The sequence below is a fragment of the Anatilimnocola floriformis genome (assembly GCF_024256385.1).
GTDB lineage: Bacteria > Planctomycetota > Planctomycetia > Pirellulales > Pirellulaceae > Anatilimnocola > Anatilimnocola floriformis.
Genome location: NZ_JAMLFW010000001.1, coordinates 2,401,362 through 2,421,000, shown reverse-complemented (window position 1 = coordinate 2,421,000; position 19,639 = coordinate 2,401,362). Strand labels below are relative to the sequence as shown.

Sequence of the window (19,639 nt, the reverse complement as noted above, 5' to 3'; positions counted from 1 at the left end):
CGAAGAAATTAGTCACAGAGGAAACCTCGGAAGTGCTTTCAATCTTGCGTAACTTCTAGGGGAGCGACGTTGGCCAGGCAGTTTGCCACTCGGCGTTCGGTGAGGCAACCACAGTGCGAGTAACGAGTTCGCGACAGAATGTCACAGTCAAATCCCGTCTAGCCCTCCCAAATTCGCGTTTTTCCAAGAAAATTTTTTACGCCTAAGGGAGGCATGACTTCCCTAGGGACCTGTTGCTAGCGGAGTACAATCGAAGGCAGAAACATTGCGTTTATTCCAACGTAGCGGTAGGATCTCACCCGACTTAGGTGGGATTCTTGTCCTGCCTGCACCCGCCCGCCTTCATCGCTTTCTGTGAGTGGCTAATGTCGCCGTCTCTTCCCCAACGCCCGACGTCCATTAATCCCTTGCGCGCGCAGCGAGTGAAAACCAAAAAACGGCGGCTGTTTTTGGAGGCACTCGAGCGACGCGAATTGCTGGCAATCACGGGCAGCTTCGATTGGAAGATGGTCGACCGCGTCGTGGAAATTGGTTCCACGGGGCGGATCATTGTTCCCAATACTCAGCAGTATGCGGCGCCGGACACTTTTCAGGTGACGTTCGATCTGAGCGGAACCAGGATGGCCAACGGTCAGGATCCGACAACGATCGTGCTGGAGACGAAAGAGGCCGGCGCCACGGAGTGGACAACTCAGTCGCTCGTGAATGAAGCGGTGACTGCGCAGCTCAAGAGTGGGACTGTCGAAGTTCGGGTCGTGAAGACACTCGCAGGTTTGCCCACGTCAGAAACTGTCACCGAAGCAATCAACGTCAAGGATATTCTTGTCGTAGCGATCGGCGACTCTTTTTCATCGGGCGAAGGAAATCCCGACGTCAAAATGTCGCCAACCGCGCTGGCCGAATGGATCTCGGCTGGCACGACGAGTGGTGATCCTAGCAAGGGGGACCTGTCGAAAACAGAGCGTCAACGACAGCACACCGTTGCGCATCGTTCCTCCTTTGCGGCTTCGTCGGTACTGGCGAAGAAACTCGAGAAATCGGATCCGCATACGTCGGTGACTTACGTCTTCTTGTCGCAATCGGGCGCGGAGACCGACACGGGCGTGCTGGGGCCCTACGCGGGCATCGATAACGAAGAGGGTTACGACAAAAACAACAAGATGGCGTCGCAGTTCGATCAGCTCAAACAGATCATCGGCAATCGCCAGATCGATACGCTGACGATCTCGCTCGGCGGCAATGACATCGGCTTTGCGAATGTGATTGCGGGTTCGTTGTTCTTGGACCGGAATGATCCTGATCAGGCGGGAGCGGGAAAGTACGAAGCGGCCCGCGATGCGCTGCTGAAGGCGGTTCAACTCGGCGACACGGAGATGGTTGGTGGTGTGGCTCAGGAGACAAACGCCTGGACGGACTTTTTGACAAAGGTCTTTCCCAATATCGGCTCGATCGCCAGCAGCTTTCTGATGGAAGATCAGACGACGGCTGGTCTGGATGATTTGCTCGATCGCTACGCACAGTTGAACAATGCGCTGAACTCGCTTGGTAGCCAGAAGCCGGCCAACGTCTACATCACGGAGTATCCCGGGACCGGCATTTTCGATCAGGCGGCTATTCTGGCCGACGTGCTGAAGGGCTCGGTACTGGAAGGGCCGTTGTTCTTCAAGACGCCGCTCGAAGTTTCACCGGAGGAAATGGCTTGGACTGCGACGAATGTCGTGGCGCCCCTCAATGCCAAGATCAAGCTCGCGGCCGAGATCTTTGGCTGGAACTATGTGGCGGGAATCGACGAAGCATTCACGGGCCACGACTACAACGGCACGACCCCGATTGCCAATCCAACCGCAGCGCAGGCAGCACAAGAGCGGTGGTATGTCACCGCCGATGATTCGCGCACGACCCAGGGTCCCAAGAATGTCGACCCGCACAAAACCAAGGGGACCGCGCACCCCAATCAACTAGGTCACGCTGCCATTGGTCAACTGCTGTACGACCAGGCCAAGCCCGCTCTGCAGGCGGCCGCGACCACTGGCCAAGCAGGTGACATTCTGGAGATCGATCTGAAGGGAATCATGGGCGGTGGTAGCGATTTCATCCTGCAGGATGTCCTCGCGCAGAACCCAGCTACTCAAGCTTATGAGTCGTTGGCCCGCAATGAATCGAATCCGCGGCAGGACATCTTTCTCTACAAGAAGAATGCCTCCGGCCAGGCAACGTCGGAGCTCGTCGGTTACTTGCTCAAGTCGGATCGAATCGACGCTCAGAATGTGCCCTTCGCCACGAACGGCCGGTTGTATCTCGCGACTGCGACGACGGCGACTTCGTTCGATAGCAACAGTGGCGAAGCCGGTTTTCAGGGGAAGATTCAGGTCAAGTTCAAGAGCAACGGCACGGATACGATTCACACCGCGACGATCACGATCACGCCCGGCTATTCGACCGGTGGCGTGAATTCGATTCCGAAGTATGCATTTTCGACGGCCGATCTAACGAACCCCGCCGGCCGGAATGAAGCAGCGACCATTCGCTTGCAGCAACGGCTGAACTATTTGGGCTTCGTCGGTAGCGACGGCGTGCCGTTGGTGATCGATGGCATTGTGGGCGTGCAGACCGAAGCTGCACTCAAGCTCTTCAAGACGGTCGTCAATCAAGCAGGCGGAACGGCGAATCCTAACGAGGAAGACGGCACGCTCGATGAGCGCACCGTGCGCTGGTTGAATGCGGAGAATGCTCCGTTCTGGAAACCGATCGGCTCTGGGTATGGTTCCAGCTGGTTGTCTGCCGTGTTGACGCTCGCGGGTTTGGACGGCTCGGCGATTTCGAAGCTGAGCATGGCCAATCCGTTTGCGCCTACCGGCTCCGATTTCCGTACCGGGATGGAGGTGGTGCTCAACCTCACGGCAAATCCGAACGCGGCGACACTGTTTCGCAATGCGGCCACTTCGCAAGGCATTCCGATTAAGTTGGACCAGGCCGCGGGCAATCTCCACACGTTCCGCATTCTGCCGCCGCTGCTCGATGTGCTGAGCAAGGCGGAGTCGAACGAGCTCGCGGCGGGGATGCATCAGCTGGCTTTGACGCTCGGTCAGCTGTCGACCTTCGATGAATTCGGCAAGCCGCTGCCGCTCGTCGGTGTCACATCGGCGAATGCCGAAGAGGGGCAGTCCCTGTCGATCGGCAGTGCGCTGGGGCTCGACAAGGTCTTCGAAGGCGACAGCAATGTTTTCGCCTATGCGGTCACCTACTTGAAGCAAGCGCAGCAGCCCGCGCTGACCGGCTTGCAGAACGTGCTGGCCAATGCGGGCCTCGGCATGACCGTGGGTAGTGCGAATGTGCAGGCCCAAGGAACTTCGACCGGCGATGCTCAGTTCACCCTCACGGGGTTGGCGACGGCCGTCACCGAGCGCGAGCTGAATTTCGGCACGCATGCAGCCGAACTGGGGCTCTCGTTTCTCAGCCCTGACGATGCGCGCAACATCGACATTCTCACGCAGCTCGGCTTGAAGGTGGCGTTTGGGTTGGATGCGTCGAACAAGTTCTATGCCCAGTTGCAAAAGCTCGAAGCTGCCACGAAGGTGGCCGATGCCGATCATGACAATCTGGATTTCAATCAGGGCTTGTTGCGGCTCGAGGGGCACGAGACCAATCAGAACGCGTCGTTCGCGATGCAGGCAGCCATCAATGGCCAGATGCAGAATGTCGCCAACAATCGCCTGACGATTCCGTTCCTGCAGAGCAATGCGCCGTCCAGCGCCTGGCTGAATGTTGCTCCGCTGTCGGCCGCGAATCAGTTGACGGTGCTGAATCCGGTGACCTACACCGGCGGTGCGCTGCAAACGCTCACGGGAAACATTCCCGTCACGGTGCAGGGGCTGGTCAATATCCCGGGCGTGCAGCCGATCCAGCTCACGTCGACCGATATCTTTGGCGGCGATCCGGATCCGACGGTCAGTCTGGGTTCGGGGTGTCTGGCGACGATGGTGAATTACACGCCCTCATCGCTGGGCAGCATGCTGACTGCGATCGGCAATATTCTGGAGATTCCGTCGGATGTAGAAGTGCCGTTCACAGGTGGAAAAACGGTTTCGGACCTGGTTTCGCTGCGGGCAGTTTTCAACGATTGGCTGACCAAGCGGCAAACGATTGCCGGCGGCGCGCTCGCGGAGGACCTCGAAGGCTTTTTGAAAATGCTGGGCGCTACGAATGTGAACTTCAATGCGCTCACGTGTGGCCTGACGTTCAACATTCCCTTCAGCGGCACGGCGACGAGCCCCGTCAGCATCAACGTCGGCGCGCAACTGGGACCACTCACGAACATCAAGACGAGCAGCACTGGGACGCAAACCACCACGGTGCAGGGGAATCTGAAAGTCGGCATCGACTTTACGGCGCTTGGACTCACGACCAACGCGCCGACGATCAATTCGAACACGTTGCTCGCTTCGTTGCACGGCAATAAGCAGGACGGCACACCGAAGTACAGCACCGTCGCCGGCAACGACTTCAAGATCACGCTCAGCGACGGAACGGCAATGTCCGTCGACCTGGATACCGTCGGCAACACCGTCGGCAATGTGATCACCAAGATCAACCAACTTTCACCGGCGAAACTCTCGGCCACGCTCGATTCGCAGCAGCGGATCGTCATTACCGATAAGTCGCAAGGGAGCGGCGCCTTCAAGATCGAAGCTCTCGGTGGCTCGAAAGGGCCGGCGGCTGGAACCGGCTTGGGCATTCTGGGTTCGACGACCACTCCCGACAAATCGGGCAACTTCAAACTGGTCGGCGCGCCGTTGCATGACGACACGTTGGCCAAGCATGTCTCGCTGGTGCCTGATGATGGGGCCACCTGGTTCGATACCGAGATCGACATCAATCTGACAGACATCGACGCGGCTGCGCGACTCGGAATGTCGGAAGTCTCCGTCGTGAACGGCACGGGCGTGGGCAAGATGAAGGTGCGCACGCTGCTGAAGGATCCCAGCACGAGCGGCGCGAATTTCGTCACGGCCGATGCGATTGCGAACGGCAATCTGACGGATATGTTCACCGTATCGTTGGCGAACTCCAGTTGCAGCGGCAGCCTGAATCTTCCGCTGCAGGCTTCGTTGCCCGGTGGCGGCAGCGGCAGCGATACGCTGATCGTCACGGTGCCAAACTGCGCCAATCCGACTCAATCCACGGCGGTGTTGCAGAATGGCTCGCTGTCGAAACTCAGTCAGCTCAAACCGGCGAACATCGTCTCCGCGCTGCAGCAAGGCTTGAAGTACGTCGCGTCGTTGCAGGATTTTCCTTTCCTGGAAGAGAAGCTGCCGGTTCTGAATCAATCGATCGCCGATCTGCTCGCGGTGGGAAGCAAGCTCGAGAAAGCGATTCAGAATTTCGAGAAGAATCCCGCGCAAACGCTGAGCACGCTAGCCAGTATGCTCCAGAAGGCGATGAAGGACACGTTGCAGGCAGGTGGAGTGACGAATGTCGACGTCAGTGTGACGATGGACGGCAACGCTCTCAAGCTCGATATCACTGTCAATCAAACGCTGACGCCGCAGAACAAGAAATTCAATCTCGATCTCGAGAGCTTGGGACTGGCAGGGCTGAGCAATCTGACCGACCTCAAGGGCGCCAGCACTGTCACCGCGAATGCTAATACTACGATGCAGATCGATCTGGGCATCGATCTGACGAATCCGGCGGCGCCGCGGCCGTTCTTGTATACCGCAAATGGCGCCAATGGCACGCAAGCGAACTTCGGCGCGTCGTTCACGGCGAAGAATGTCAAGTTCTCGACGACGGCAGGACCGCTGGGCATTGTCGTCGGCAACGGCGCGGCGAGCAGCTATGCCGTGTTCGATGCCGATGGAAATCCGGCCACGAATGATCTGGCCACTTGGTCGGTGACGCTCGCAGACGACGGCGATTCCGATGGCCGCGTTTATCTCGACCGGTTCACTCCCAACTTGATTACGTCCGGGCCGCTCAATGGGCAATTCAAGGCCGCGCTGCCGGTGTACCGTGCGAATGGCACGACTTCGCTAGATAGCGACACGCCGAACTTCGCCTGGCAATTCGGGCTCAATCAGCTGTCGAACCCGCCGTCGCCGCAGCAAGTGCCGAACTTTTCGGCGGCGTTCAATACGGTCGATTTCGGCAGCAGTCTCGAAGGGATTGCCGACGGCTGGGATGGTTTGTTCAGCGTACTCGACGCTGCCATCGAGAAGCAGGCTCTCGTGGGCAAGTTGCCGGTGATCGGCGATCAATTGCAGGACGGTCTGCGGTTCGTCGGCGACTTGCGCGATAGCGTGCGCGACTCGCTGGAAGGTGGCGGGCAGTTGACCGTTGCCGTCATCCGAGATCGAGTCTTTCAAGCCGTTGGTCCCGGCGGTTTGAACTGGCTGCAGGACAGCGGCAACGGCGGTGGCATCACCGCGGCCGATATCATCGTCACGCCGATCAATCCCACGGCCTCGACGGATGAAGTCACGTTCAAGATGAAGTTGCACCAGAATACGGAAATTTTCGTCGGCGACCCGCTGATGTTCGATCTCGGGCTGGACAATCTGGGGCTCGAACTCGGTGGCACGCTGCAACTCAACGTAGGAATGGACTGGGACTTTGGTTTCGGTTTCAGCAAACGGCATGGCTTGTTTTTGACGACGAATGCCTCGGCGAGCGATCCGGAAATTGAAATCTATGCTGAGGCGAGTATCGCCACGCTCGATGCGAGCGGCACGCTGGGCGTCTTCCAGATCACGGCGACCAATCTGGGTAGTTCGCTGAATGCCGACATTCAGATCAACCTTTCGGATCTGAATGGTGATCGCCGGTTGACGATGAGCGAGCTTTCGGGGGGCAACCTGGCCTCGGTCGTCAAAGCGCAGCTCAGCCCGTCGGCAGGCGCGGATGTCAATGTGCAGTTCGTTGCCAGCTATGGCGAAAATGCGAACTTCCCTTCGCTACAGGCAGAACTGCACATCGATTGGTCGCTGGCGGGCGCGAACCCGCTGGCGAGCATCGACAAAATGGGCGCGGCACCGGTCATCACGTTCGAAAACGTGAAGCTCGACGTGGGGCAAGCGATCTCAAAGCTGGTCGGTCCGATTCTGGACAAGATCGGCGACATCGTGGAACCGGTGAAGCCGATTCTCGATATCGTCACGGCGCCACTGCCGGTCATCAGCGATCTAGCCGGTTCGCCGGTCACGCTGCTCGACCTGGCCGAGTTCTATGGCAAGATCTCGCCCGAAACCAAAAGCTTCATCGAAGCCATCGCCGTGATTGCCGATCTTTCAGTCGAAGCTGGCAGCGCGGGTTCGACGCTGGTCAATGTCGGCAGCTTCGCCGTTCCCGACTTGCGGTCGGGTGGCAATCTCTCCACGCGCACTCCGTCGCCGTTTGGCAGCACGGTCTTCACTGTGCCGTCGCAATTCACGGGCTTCATCAATAAAGCGAAGGCGGTCAACACGCATGGCCGTAGCGGAGGTTCTGGACTGCCGGCCGATGAAGCCGGTTTTGAGTTCCCGATCTTCGAAGATCCGATGTCGATTTTCAACATGCTGCTGGGCAAGAAGGATGTGACCCTGGTCACGTATGACATGCCGCGGCTGGAGTTCGCGTTCGATTATTCGCAGGGATTCCCCACGCCGGTTCCGTTCATCATGGTCTATTTGAACGGCCATTTCGGCGCCACGGCCGACTTCAAGTTCGGCTTCGATACGTCGGGCCTGTTGCGGGCTGCGGCTTCGCACAATCCGAACGACGTGTTCACCGGTTTCTATCTCGACGATACGCGCGACGGCACGGATGTGCCGGAGTTTGTGCTCGATGGCGCCATTACAGTAACCGTCGAACCGCCGCGCATTCCGGATATCCCGCTGCCGATTCCCGGCGCTTCGATCGAAGCCTCGGTCGGCGCGGGCGGTGGGGTGTTTGCGACGATCAATTTCAACCTCAACGATCCTGACGGCAACGGCAAGGTTTATTTCAACGAACTAGCGAGCAACTTTGCCCGTGGCCCGAATAACATCTTCGATATCGATGGGCGTGTGGCCGCCAAGTTGTTTGTGTGGGCCCAAATCGAGGCGACGGCCAGCTACAAGATTCTCGGTAAGAAAATCGAGAAGTCGGTCACCATCGTCGACGAATACAAGGATCTGCTCGATATCACGCTGTTCGAGTTCAGCTCTTCCTCTTCTCCAGCGCCGGCGGAAGACCCGATTGCTCCCGATCCGCTCGAACCCGCCGTGCTGCAAAACGGCGTGTTGACGCTCACGACGAATTTCAACGGCATGACCGATGACAACTTCACGGTCACCACCGTGAGCGGCGGCGTGCACGTGGTGCGAAATACCGATAACGTCTCAAAAACGTATGCCAACGTGCGCGAAGTGCGCGGCGAAGGCGGCGTAGGGAACGACACGCTCAATGCCTCCGGTCTGCAGAATATTCCGGTGTACTTTACTGGCGGATCCGGCAACGACATTCTCCATGGCGGCAGTGGTCCGGACCGCCTGACCGGCGGTGCGGACAACGACTTGCTCTACGGCAATGCCGGCAACGATGTTCTCGACGGCGGCTTCAACAACGATCGACTGGAAGGTGGCAGCGGCGACGATCACCTGACCGGCGGCGACGGCAGCGATACGATCCTGGGCCAGGCCGGCAATGACCGGGCCTTTGGCAATCTCGGCAACGACAATCTCGATGGCGGCGACGGCGACGATTACCTCGATGCCGGTGCATTCAATGATGAAGTCGTGGGCGGCGCTGGCAACGACGTGATTTACGGCGGTCCCGGCAACGATCCCAAGCTGTGGGGCGGCGATGGCGATGACGTGATCTACGCCGGCGCGCCGAACCTGGCGCCCGATACCGAGGCCGAGCACATGGATATCCGCGGCGGCAGCGGCAACGATATCATTCACGGCGATGCGGGCAACGACACGGTCCTCGGCGAAGATGGCGACGACGAGATCGAACTGGGCGGCGGCAACGACGTGGCCCGCGGCGGCAAGGGGAAGGATCGGATCAAGGGCGAAGGTGGTAACGACACCATCTACGGCGACGAAGGGGACGACGTTCTCGATCTCGGCGCTGGCGCGGACTTCGGATACGGTGGCGCGGGAAATGACAAGATCTACGGCCGGCAGGGACTCGATACGATCTTCGGTGATGGCTATTACGCGGTCGCGGGCATTGACGGCAACAGCAGCTATCTCGTGGCTGCCGCCGATGAAGGAAATGACTACATCGAAGCGGGGTTGATCGGTAGTTCGCAAGCAACCACCGGCGAGAACGTCATCAACCGCGTGTATGCCGGTGGTGGCAATAACACGATCTACGGCGATTTCGGTACCGACACCGTTTACGCCGGCGCGGGCTCAGACACGGTGTATACGTTCGACGGCGATGATTTCATCGATGTCAGCGGCAACGGCAGCGTCAACGACGGCGACGACTACATCGTGGCCGGCAAGGGCTCCGATGTGATTCATGCAGGCTGGGGCGCGGACACGATCTATGGCGGAGTAAGCAGCAGTGGTGGTGGCAGCTTGATCGACACCAACACGATCTACGCCGATCCGGTGACGGCCGCAACCGCGAATCAGGCGGCGCCAAATACGAAGTCGCACAGCGACGTTGTGTACGGCGATGCGGGGGTCGACCTGATTTATACCGGGCCCGGGAATGACACGATCACCACGTTTGCCGGCAGTGACACCATCTATGCGGGGTTGGGCAACGACACGATCGATGCGGGGGACGGTAGCAACACGGTGTTTGCCGGCGCGGGGGACAACCGCATCACCGCGCTCGGCAGCGGCACGAATGTGATCGAGTCGGGCGCTGGTCGCGACGTGATTCGCACCGGTTCAGGCAGCGACACCATCAACTCCGGCGAAGGTGATGACACAATCGATGCCGGCGACGGCGATAACATCGTCTATGCAGGATTCGGGAACGATACCGTAGTGACTGGTTCCGGCGCGGACTTCGTCGACGGCAATCTCGGCAACGACAATATCTCAGTGGGCGCGGGGAACGACTACGTCATCGGTGGCTTGGGCGATGACACGATCGCCGGCGGCCTGGGGATGGATGTGCTGTGGGGCGACGGGGTTTTTGCGCCGCTCGCGTTCGGCTTGTTCAACCGGAGCAATATGGTCCTCCCGACCGGTTTCCTGGGAGCAGTTTGGACGACGTCCACAGGCATGGCCCAGGTGGTGCCCAACGGTTTGCCGAGTGAAGGGTACGAAGGCGACCCCGCCGACGGCAGCGACTACATCCGCGGCGATGGGGGTAACGACTGGCTGTTTGGCGGCAGTGGCGATGACGACCTGGCCGGCGATAGCAACAAGAAGGCGGCCACCGACGGCGAGGATTACGTCGACGGCGGTGCTGGGCAAGACAGCCTCTCGGGCGGCGGCGGCAACGACGTGGTCCGCGGCGGCAGCGGCGATGACGTGGTCCGCGGCGACGACGGCATCGATCAGTTGTTCGGCGATGCCGGTAGCGACTATCTGTTCGCGGGGGCCGGGCTCGAGTCGGCAAATCCCCGCAATACCTGGAGTCAGGAAAACCAGCGGCTCTTCGGTGGCGCCGGCATCGACTATCTCTATGCCTACGCCGAGAGCACGCTGGCCTCGCAAATTCGCGTGGAACAACTGTTGGTGGGCGATGAACTACACGGTGGCGCCGACGGCGACTGGCTGTACGGCAACATCCGCAGCGACAAGCTGTATGGCGAAGGGGGCAAGGACACCATTCAAGGCGATGGCGTCGTCGGCCCGAATTACGCCGACAGCAGTTTCAAAGACGGCGTGATCGGCGACGGTTTCGATATCGGCGGCAACGACCTCATCAAGGGTGGCAGCGGCGAAGATCGCTTGTACGGCGGCGGCGGCAACGACCTGATTTATGGCGGTGTCGATTCCGACTGGTTGGAAGGGCAGAATGGTATCGACACGCTCTATGGCGGTTATGGCATCGACCAGCTCGTTCTGGATACGTCGTCGCTCTACACCTCCGTCGCCGGTGATGAAATCCTGGATGGCGATGGTGACAACGGTCTGCTGACGGGTGAGACCGCGCCTCCTGCTCAAGTCGGTAATCCCATCGACATCCTGCTCGTCAACGGCACGGATGCCTCCGATGCAATCTTCATCGGTCAATCAGGCGATGCGGTGCCGCGGCTGAAGGTCTTTATGCGCTCGGGCGCAAGCGCCGAGCGGGTGATCACCGCACGGTGGCGAAGTAATGCAGCAGCGGGCGATCTGGACGGAACTCCGCTGGTTGAGCAAATCCGAGTTGCTGGTTTGGGTGGCAACGACGAACTGCAGTTCGTTTCGCAACTCTACTTCGCGCTCGACGGCAACAACTGGATGTATCCGCTGAACGTGGATGATCTGGCCGGCACGGACTGGGTCGGCGTGCTCGATGGCGGCGCTGGCAATGACATCTTGCGCGGTACGAGCGGGCGCGATCGAATCGATGGCGGCAGCGGCAGTGACGTGCTCTACGGCTTTGCGGGGAACGATCAGTTGTGGGGTGATGGCGGCCCCGGGCTCGGCAATTCTGCCGCCGATCACGACATCATTCTCGGTGGTCTCGGCAACGACGATGTCTTGGGTGGCCAGGGAACGAACGAGCTCTATGCTTGGTCGTACGAACCCGATTCCGCCCGGCGACTTGGTTTCTTAAACGGTCAATCGGCGGCAGCTGGCTCGACATTAACTGCCACGTACGCGCTGCGGAATGATCAGATTCGTTTGTGGGACGATCTGCTGTTCAACATCACGGTCGGCAATGGGCCCGTGGTGAACGTGCGTGTCCCTGCCGCTGCTTCCTCGACCTTTGATACTGCCGCACAGTTAGTCTCGTTGGTGCAAACGACGATCAACGCCACATCGCTCGCTTCATCGGGTTTGGTTGTAGGTCTGAATGCGGGCAAGCTGACGTTCAGCGCGCCTGGTAACGCTGTCAAAATCGAACGAAGCACGTTTGGCGTGTTCAATGCAGATACTTCGAATCCGAACGGGATGCTGTACTCGTACTCACCGCTCAATCCCACACCCAATAACCCAACCGCCACGCTGTGGCCGCTCGAAAGCACCGGCCTCAACCGTATGCTCGGCAGCGTACTCGTGGCTGCTGGTCGGTTCGACCGTTTGTACGGTGGCAACGGCCTCGACTTCATGATGGGCAACGGCTCGTCGAGCAGTTCGCCGGATGAACTTTATGGCCGTGACGGCAGCTTGTTCATTGGCCGCGACGGCGGCATCGCAGGGGATGAGTGGAAGGAATACGCGAAGAGTTCGGATGCAGTCTGGTATTACAGCGGAACGAATGCTGCGGACACGATTAACGTCAGCTACGTCACGTTGCCAGGAGTGTTGCAGGGGCATCACCTCATCAAGCGCACAACGGGAGGTGTGACCGAAGCAGCCTTGAACCTGGACTATGGTAACTGGAGTTCCACCGACCGTTTCTTTGGAATGGCCTTGGAAGGCACTGCTTCGTTGCCAGCCGATGGCAAGCTGACACTGGGCAGCGAGTTTTCACTCATACTGGATGGGGCTTCGCCAGTTACGGTCACCATTCCGCAGCAAGCCACGGCTGACAATCAGGACCGGCTGGACCTGGTTGATGACATTGTGGCCGCGCTCAAGACGGCTGGGCTGGAAGGGCTCGTTGGCGCCAAGTTGGTCGGCGTGAGTGGCGACAAGCTGCTCCTCACGCGGTTGAGTCAGCAGTTGACCAGTTCTTCGGCGCTCGTGGTTACTTCGGCGAACCTGGCAGCTCGCAATCAGTTGGGGCTGTCACAAACCGAGGGTGCAGCGGGCCACGCAGCCGTCATCGGCAACTTCGATTCCAAGGGCCTGACGAGCCTGTTGCCGCCAGAAGGTGATTTCTACGCGATCATCATCGACGCGTTGGATGGCAACGATACGGTCACCGTCGATGCCTCGGTAACGAAGAGCGTGTGGACCGATGGTGGCGAAGGCAACGACCACATCATCTACGCCTCGGGTAAGCCACTGCTGACCGACATTACCGATGCGAGGCAGACTGCTGGCAGCGGCGGCAATGGTTCGCGCGCATCCGCCTGGCCGTTGGAATCGATCAGCGGCTGGACCACTTTCACGGGTCTGACGATCGATAGCCCGAACGATGAAGACTGGTACAAGTTCCAATTCAGCGCGATTCCATCGTTGACCGATTCCATTCGAATCACCAGCAATTCGACCAGCGATCGAATGACTACCCAGCTGGTCAATTCCGCAGGTACGGTCCTCAAGACCGCGACCAACGGCGTGATCAGTGGCCTTAGCAGCTTGCAAACCGGTCAGGACTACTACCTGCGTGTCTCTACGGACCTTATCGAGACGAACTATGAAATCGAATTCAATCTGATTAGCACGCTGAACAACAGCAACACCAATCGGCAGCTTGCGTTGGGCCTCAGTTGGGCAGCCCCCGATGCTTCTACGAGTGATTCGCATCAGGTCGTGCGCGCGGGCCTGCCGGCGGGAGCGAACACACAGTTCTATAAAATCACACTGACGGAAACGGGCACTGCCGATCAGGTGATCTCGCTGCAGTCCTTTGAAGCGACGTCAGCGCTCACACTGTCGCTCACTGATTCATCCGGCGTGCTGGCGACCAGCGCCGGCAAAGTTTTGGATGCGGCGACTGCGTATTCATCCAGTTCGCCAGCTCAGGTGTCGCTGGCCGGTCTTCCTGCTGGCGACTACTACGTGCGAGTGACGGGCAATGGGCCTGGCAGTTATGAACTCCGCGGCGTGAGCACGTTGACTCTGCCTGCGACGGGCGCTGCGCGCATTGTCGACCTGGGGAATCCGCTGATTGTCGATCGCCGCGACATCATCATCGGCGGCAGCGGCAACGATCGGCTGCAAGGTGGATCGGGCGAAGACTGGATCTTCGGCGGCATGGGGAACGACGTGATCTCAGGCGGCTACGATCGCCAGGCCGGCGATCTGGCTTGGGGCGGCGAAGGAGACGACATCTATCAAGTCCTGATCGATCGCCTGCCGCAAACGACTGCGGCTGCGCGGCGAGTGGGCGCAGCGGCGAACGCGACCATCGTGCCGACGTACAGCGACCGCTTTGATGGGCAGGGTGGAATCGACCAAGTGCTGTTTGTAGGCGATTACGATGCGTCGCAAGTCGCCGTGCCCGACAACATGGCCATTCGTTGGAACAGCCTGTTGCACCGGTATGAGTTCACGGCCCAGGTCTGGGATTACGACAATGAAGTCTGGGTGGAGGAGCAGTTCTCGACTCCCGCGCAATTCGTCGGCGGTCCGGTCGCGGCAGCGCTAGCGGTGAATGCTCATACGGTTGCGCTCGGACAATTGACGAACGATCTGTCATTCACGCTGGAAATCAACGGCGTCGCTAAGTCCGTCGCCTTGGCCCAAGCCAGCACGCTGAACAACAGCAGTCTCGATCAACTGGCAGAGCAACTCAACGGCATCTTCCGCAATCTGGACGTTCGCGACCAGGTCGTCGCCAGCGTGCAGGGTGGCCGTCTGACCTTTACGACATTGTCCGTGGGAAGTAGTGCGTCGCTGCGCATTTCGCAACCCAATTCCGAGGCGCTGCAGTTTGGACTCGTCGCTACAACGACGGCCTTCACCGGCAGCGACAACGGGCGTATTCGTCGTCAGGACGTAGCCTACGTCACGACGGCCGGCGTCGAGAACATGGTGCTGGATGGCGGTGATGGCAACGATGAAATCCATGCAGATCCGGGTTACTTGATCCAAGGGAGCGAATGGGGCCTGGCCGCGCAAGACGGTCCGCAGCGGGCCAGTATCGATCTGACCATTCGTGGTGGCATCGGTGACGATCGGCTGTTCGGCGGCGCCGGCGACGATCGGATCTATGGTGACAACGGAGTCGATGTCATCCGTGGTGGTGGCGGTAACGATCAGATCGAAGGCAATAGCGGTAACGACTGGCTAGCTGGCGGCGCGTATCAACTGATGCCGGATCGCTTCGATTTCGCGGGCTATGTAAAGATTTCCAATAAAAAGGCTCCTCCGGATGGACTGGCTAACAACTCTTCTGCGCGGGCGGCTGCCCTCGATGTCGACCTGACTTCGCTACGACAAACTCCCGCGACCGATACGGTGGTGAAAGGCTTGACTTTCAGTCAGTTGGATTCGGTCGACTATTACGTGTTCGCAAATCCAGCGCCGGCTGCGCTGAACTCCAGCGCGTTGATGACGCAGATCAAGTCCTGGATCATTCCCGCCGCCACTGATCCAGAGGTTCTGGCGGGCACTGCGATCAACTGGATTTATTCGGTATCCGCGGCAAGCCGAGATGATGACAATGGCTATCTACAGGCGCCTGCCAATAGCCCCTTCCAATACATCCTGGTGCAAGTCGATCGTCCTGCGGCCTTCGCGACGAATGGCGGTAACTATCAACTCACCTTCAAGCAGCAACTGGCCAGCGCACCCGCAACCTCTGCGGCTAACCTGGCGCGGGCAATCCTGACACAACCGCTGCAGGTGAGCCAGGCGCCGCCTGTGACTTCTGCGAAGATCCCTTTGGTTGACCTTCCGTACTCTGGCCAGCCGCGCCAATCGCTGACGTTAACCACTACCACCGGCGCTACCACAGATGTCGCTGCGATCGAAGGCCGCAACGCGGCCGAGGTGCTGCAGTCGGGCCGCAAGATCGGCGATATCAACGGCGACGGGTTTGATGATTTCTATTTTGAGACGAAGAATGCGAATAACGCCGACTATGGGTACATCTTCTTCGGCCCCATTTCACTCGAAGGTATCACCAGCGTCAGCCATCAGGCTGATCTGATCGTCAATATCTCGGACACGACGAATGCGAGCACAATTCTCGGTCGACTAGCCGACAACTATGGTGATCTGAACGGTGACGGCATCGACGACCTGGTCTTCTATCAGCGTACGAATGCAACGACCATCACGCTCACCAAAATCTTCGGCAAGAACGCCTTGCCGCGCGAGCTGGGATCGTTGACGACGGATGCTGCTGCCACGACCTCACAGCCACGCCGGCTGGCAGCTTCGACCGTCACCGTTTACACCGCTTCATCGTTGTCGGCCAATCCATTGTCCGTCTCCATCTTGAATTGGGATGGTAACGCCAACGCGGACGTGATGATTGCCGAGGACGCACAAGGTGGCGCCATACTGGCAGGCCGTGCTCGTATTTATTCTGGTGGCGATTTCACCACAGTAACGCAGCTGATCACTCCACCGGCAGGAACTGCATCGCAGTTCGTCGGACAGTATGCCACGGTCGCGGGTGACTTTGATGGTGATGGCCGCGACGACATCGCATTCAGCAGTGCGCCCAATCGCAAGGTGTACTTTTACACCAGCAAGCCGGCAAGCAGCTTTGGGTATGTGTTTGAAACGCAAAACAACCCCTCAGAATTCACGCAGAATTCGTTCTATTCTGCGTATCGTCCCTTGGGAGACATTGGCAGTCCCTCCGGCAGTACCAAAGACGGGTATGACGACGCTATCTTCGTGAACTACCGGAGCTCTTTTGCCGATACCAATGGCGTCGATTGGGAACTGGTGATCAAATTTGGCGGCCCCACAAGCTCCGATCGATTTATCCGGCATCAAACGAGCGGATTGTCCGGTAAGGACGTTCGGCTATATCCAACGACTGGCGATTTTGACGGTGATGGCCGCGCCGACCTCGCCGTAATGAAAGTAATTCGCGAGGCGGGCAATCCTCTTTCACCTGGAGCGCTTATCTCCAGCAAGGTTTATATATTTCATAATTTTGCCGATTTCCCAGCGGAACTCGGTACCCACATTATCTACCTGGATTCCGCCGACGCAGTTATTGATGGAAATCCCAGCAATGCGGGAATTCTGGCAAACATCTCGACGACGAATGGCAACGACTTCAACGGCGACGGTCTCGACGACCTGATCCTCGGCGCGCCGCAGGTGACCGGTGCCATCGGCAGCGGACGGGTTTATGTGGTGGAAGGAAGCCGGCAACGATTGGAGCAGATTCCATTCGGCGATCCGCTCGCCAACTACACCGTTTCCGGCAGTGGAGATTATCTGATCGATCACGCTACCGGCCGGCCTGAAGAGTTCGTCCGCACCTTGCCCGCCGAACAGCCGGAGGCCTGGTTCCAATTCAGCACGCTCGGCGACGCCTTGCCCGGCAATGTGATGAGCATCACTCCTTCGCCGGCCGGCACGCAACCGATCGCGGTCTCGCCCCAAGCGGCGGGTGACGGCGTGGCGTTTGGAACGGGTGGCAAGGTACTGGCCTACACGTCGTTATTGAATAAGGGCCACGACGTCATCCGTGCTTCCGCATTGCAATCCGACGGCAAGATTGTCGTCGTTGGGTACTCAGGAGAGGCCAACGACGTTGCTAGAAACATTCTTGTTGCGCGATTTAATTTCGATGGATCTCTTGATACGAGTTTTGCCGAGACAGGTCGTTTTACCGATTTCCTGCGGGCCAACAACGGAGCCGAGTCGGCGAGCGGCGTCGCCATTCAGGATGACGGCAAGATTGTAGTCGTGGGGCAAGTCCTCAACGGCACCGACTATGACTCGTTTATCTTTCGTTACAACGCGGACGGTTCACCTGACACGTCCTTCGGCACGAATGGCCAAATTGCCACACAGCTCACGCCCGCCAACGATACCAACAACGAAGTTGCGATGGGCATCGCCATTGATTCGCAGCGGAGAATGGTGGTTGCCGGCTATGCGACAGCAAGTTCGGATTCGAACCAATCCGATGTCATGCTGTTGCGTTATTTGAGCGATGGCACGCTGGATCAGTCATTCGGTAGTGGCGGCAAGGTGCGTCAAAATCTGAGCGGGAATAGCGTTGCCGGAACTGGTTCTACTGCCGGAATCAATCAGTACGACTATGCCTCCTCCATCGCGATCTACAACGACAAGATCTATATCGCCGGCGCGGTCGACGTTAACAACCTGAGCAATGCAGTCAACAACGACCTCGTCGTCGCACGCTTTTCCGACAGCGGTGTGCTGGACATAACCAACTTTGGGGTAAACGGACAGGCACGCGCTTCTGCGAGCGGTTCTTTAAATGACCACGCCACTGGCATCGCAATCGATCCAACCAGCGGACGAATCTATGCCGCAGGATATACGAATACGGGTGTTGCCAACGCGCAGAATGATTCGTTTGTAGTCGCCTTTGAACCCAGCGGGGCAATCTTCAATAGCGGAGCCGCCAACGGCTTCAGCGCAAACGGACGCAAGAACATCTATACGGCTGCCGCTGGACTCGAAGCGATCGACACGATTGCCCTCCAACCTGACGGAAAAATCCTGCTCGGTGGCGCCGCAATTATCACGGGCACCAACTATGACTTTGCCCTCGCGCGTTTGAACACGGACGGGACCTCCGACTCAACCTTTGGCACCGCGGGCGTGGTGACCACCTTCTTTGCGACGCCCAACGACTACAACGAAAACATCAGGTCCCTACTGGTTCAGCCGGATGGAAAGATCGTCGCCGCGGGCTGGACAGGTCAACCTGCCACGCCAACCAATGTCGCTCTCAGCCTTGCGCGCTACAATCCTGATGGTAGCCTGGACACCACAACCGCTGCGTCATCTCCAACCACATCAATAGCTGTCAACTCTCCCGGCATTCTCGAGTTCGATCTGTCTTCGCTGAAGCATCTGCTCGCAGCCGATCCGAATTCTCAGACGGTGAGTTCCATCCTGGAAAATGCGGTGACGCAATTCCAGCTGCAGCTGAGTTATCGCGTCACCAACCTAGCCGGCGCTGCCGACATTGGCGCGGAACTGCTGGCTTCGTTCCGCAGCGAGGAAGCGGACGGAATCGTGACTGCTGACGATTTGACCGCCGGCGGCTACTCCACGCAAGTTCGCAGCGGGCGAATTCAAACCGCAACCGGGCTGCTCAGCGATAGCAATCTGAATGCGGCCCTGCGGACAGCCGTGCTGGCGGCGCTGAAGCAAGGTCACATGCGGCTGACGCTCAAGCTGGATCTCCCCGCGACCCGCGCCGACAATTCGTCGCAGCGGCAGCTGCGTATCGACGTCGCCAACGACCTGGCAAAGGGCGGCAGCGAGCTCGGTGTTACCGCGCCGGCCGATCTGCTGACGCTGACCGGGCAGACCAGGATCTACGTCATTCCGCCAGCCGTCACTGCTGTCGCGTTTGATCTTTACGATGCAGACGGCGGATTGATCCGCCAGAACGTTTCGCAGTACGACATGCGTCATCTCGACGCCGGCACTTACCACGTGCGAGTCTATCGCGACGGCAATCCCGCGCAGCTCGACGCGCGGAGCTTTACGTTCTCGTTCACCCCGCCGTCGGCCGGTCAGACTCGTTCGACATTTTCCGATCCCGATCGCGATACGATTCGCGGCGGGAGCGGCAGCGACGTACTGGTGGGTAACGGCGACCTGGACGCCCTCTTCGGCAAGCAAGATGCGGGCGACACCAGCACCGATACATTCGTTTCCGACATGATCCTGGTCACCATGCCGAGCACGAAACTGCGCGGACCGGAGATCCGCGACTACCGTGCGACAGATTCGATCATCGAACCTCCGACGGCTGATGAGGT

The 19,639-nt window shown here is 58.9% G+C and carries 1 protein-coding gene (running past one end of the window); it reads left to right on the top strand.

Translation table 11 applies throughout. The features are described from left to right. Positions 1-422: 422 nt before the first annotated feature. Positions 423-19,639 carry the 5' portion of a tandem-95 repeat protein gene (locus tag M9Q49_RS09415; RefSeq protein WP_254511888.1) on the top strand. 15,505 nt of this gene lie beyond the right edge of the window, so 19,217 of the gene's 34,722 nt are visible here — the first part of the coding sequence; it begins with the start codon at positions 423-425; the stop codon falls past the right edge of the window.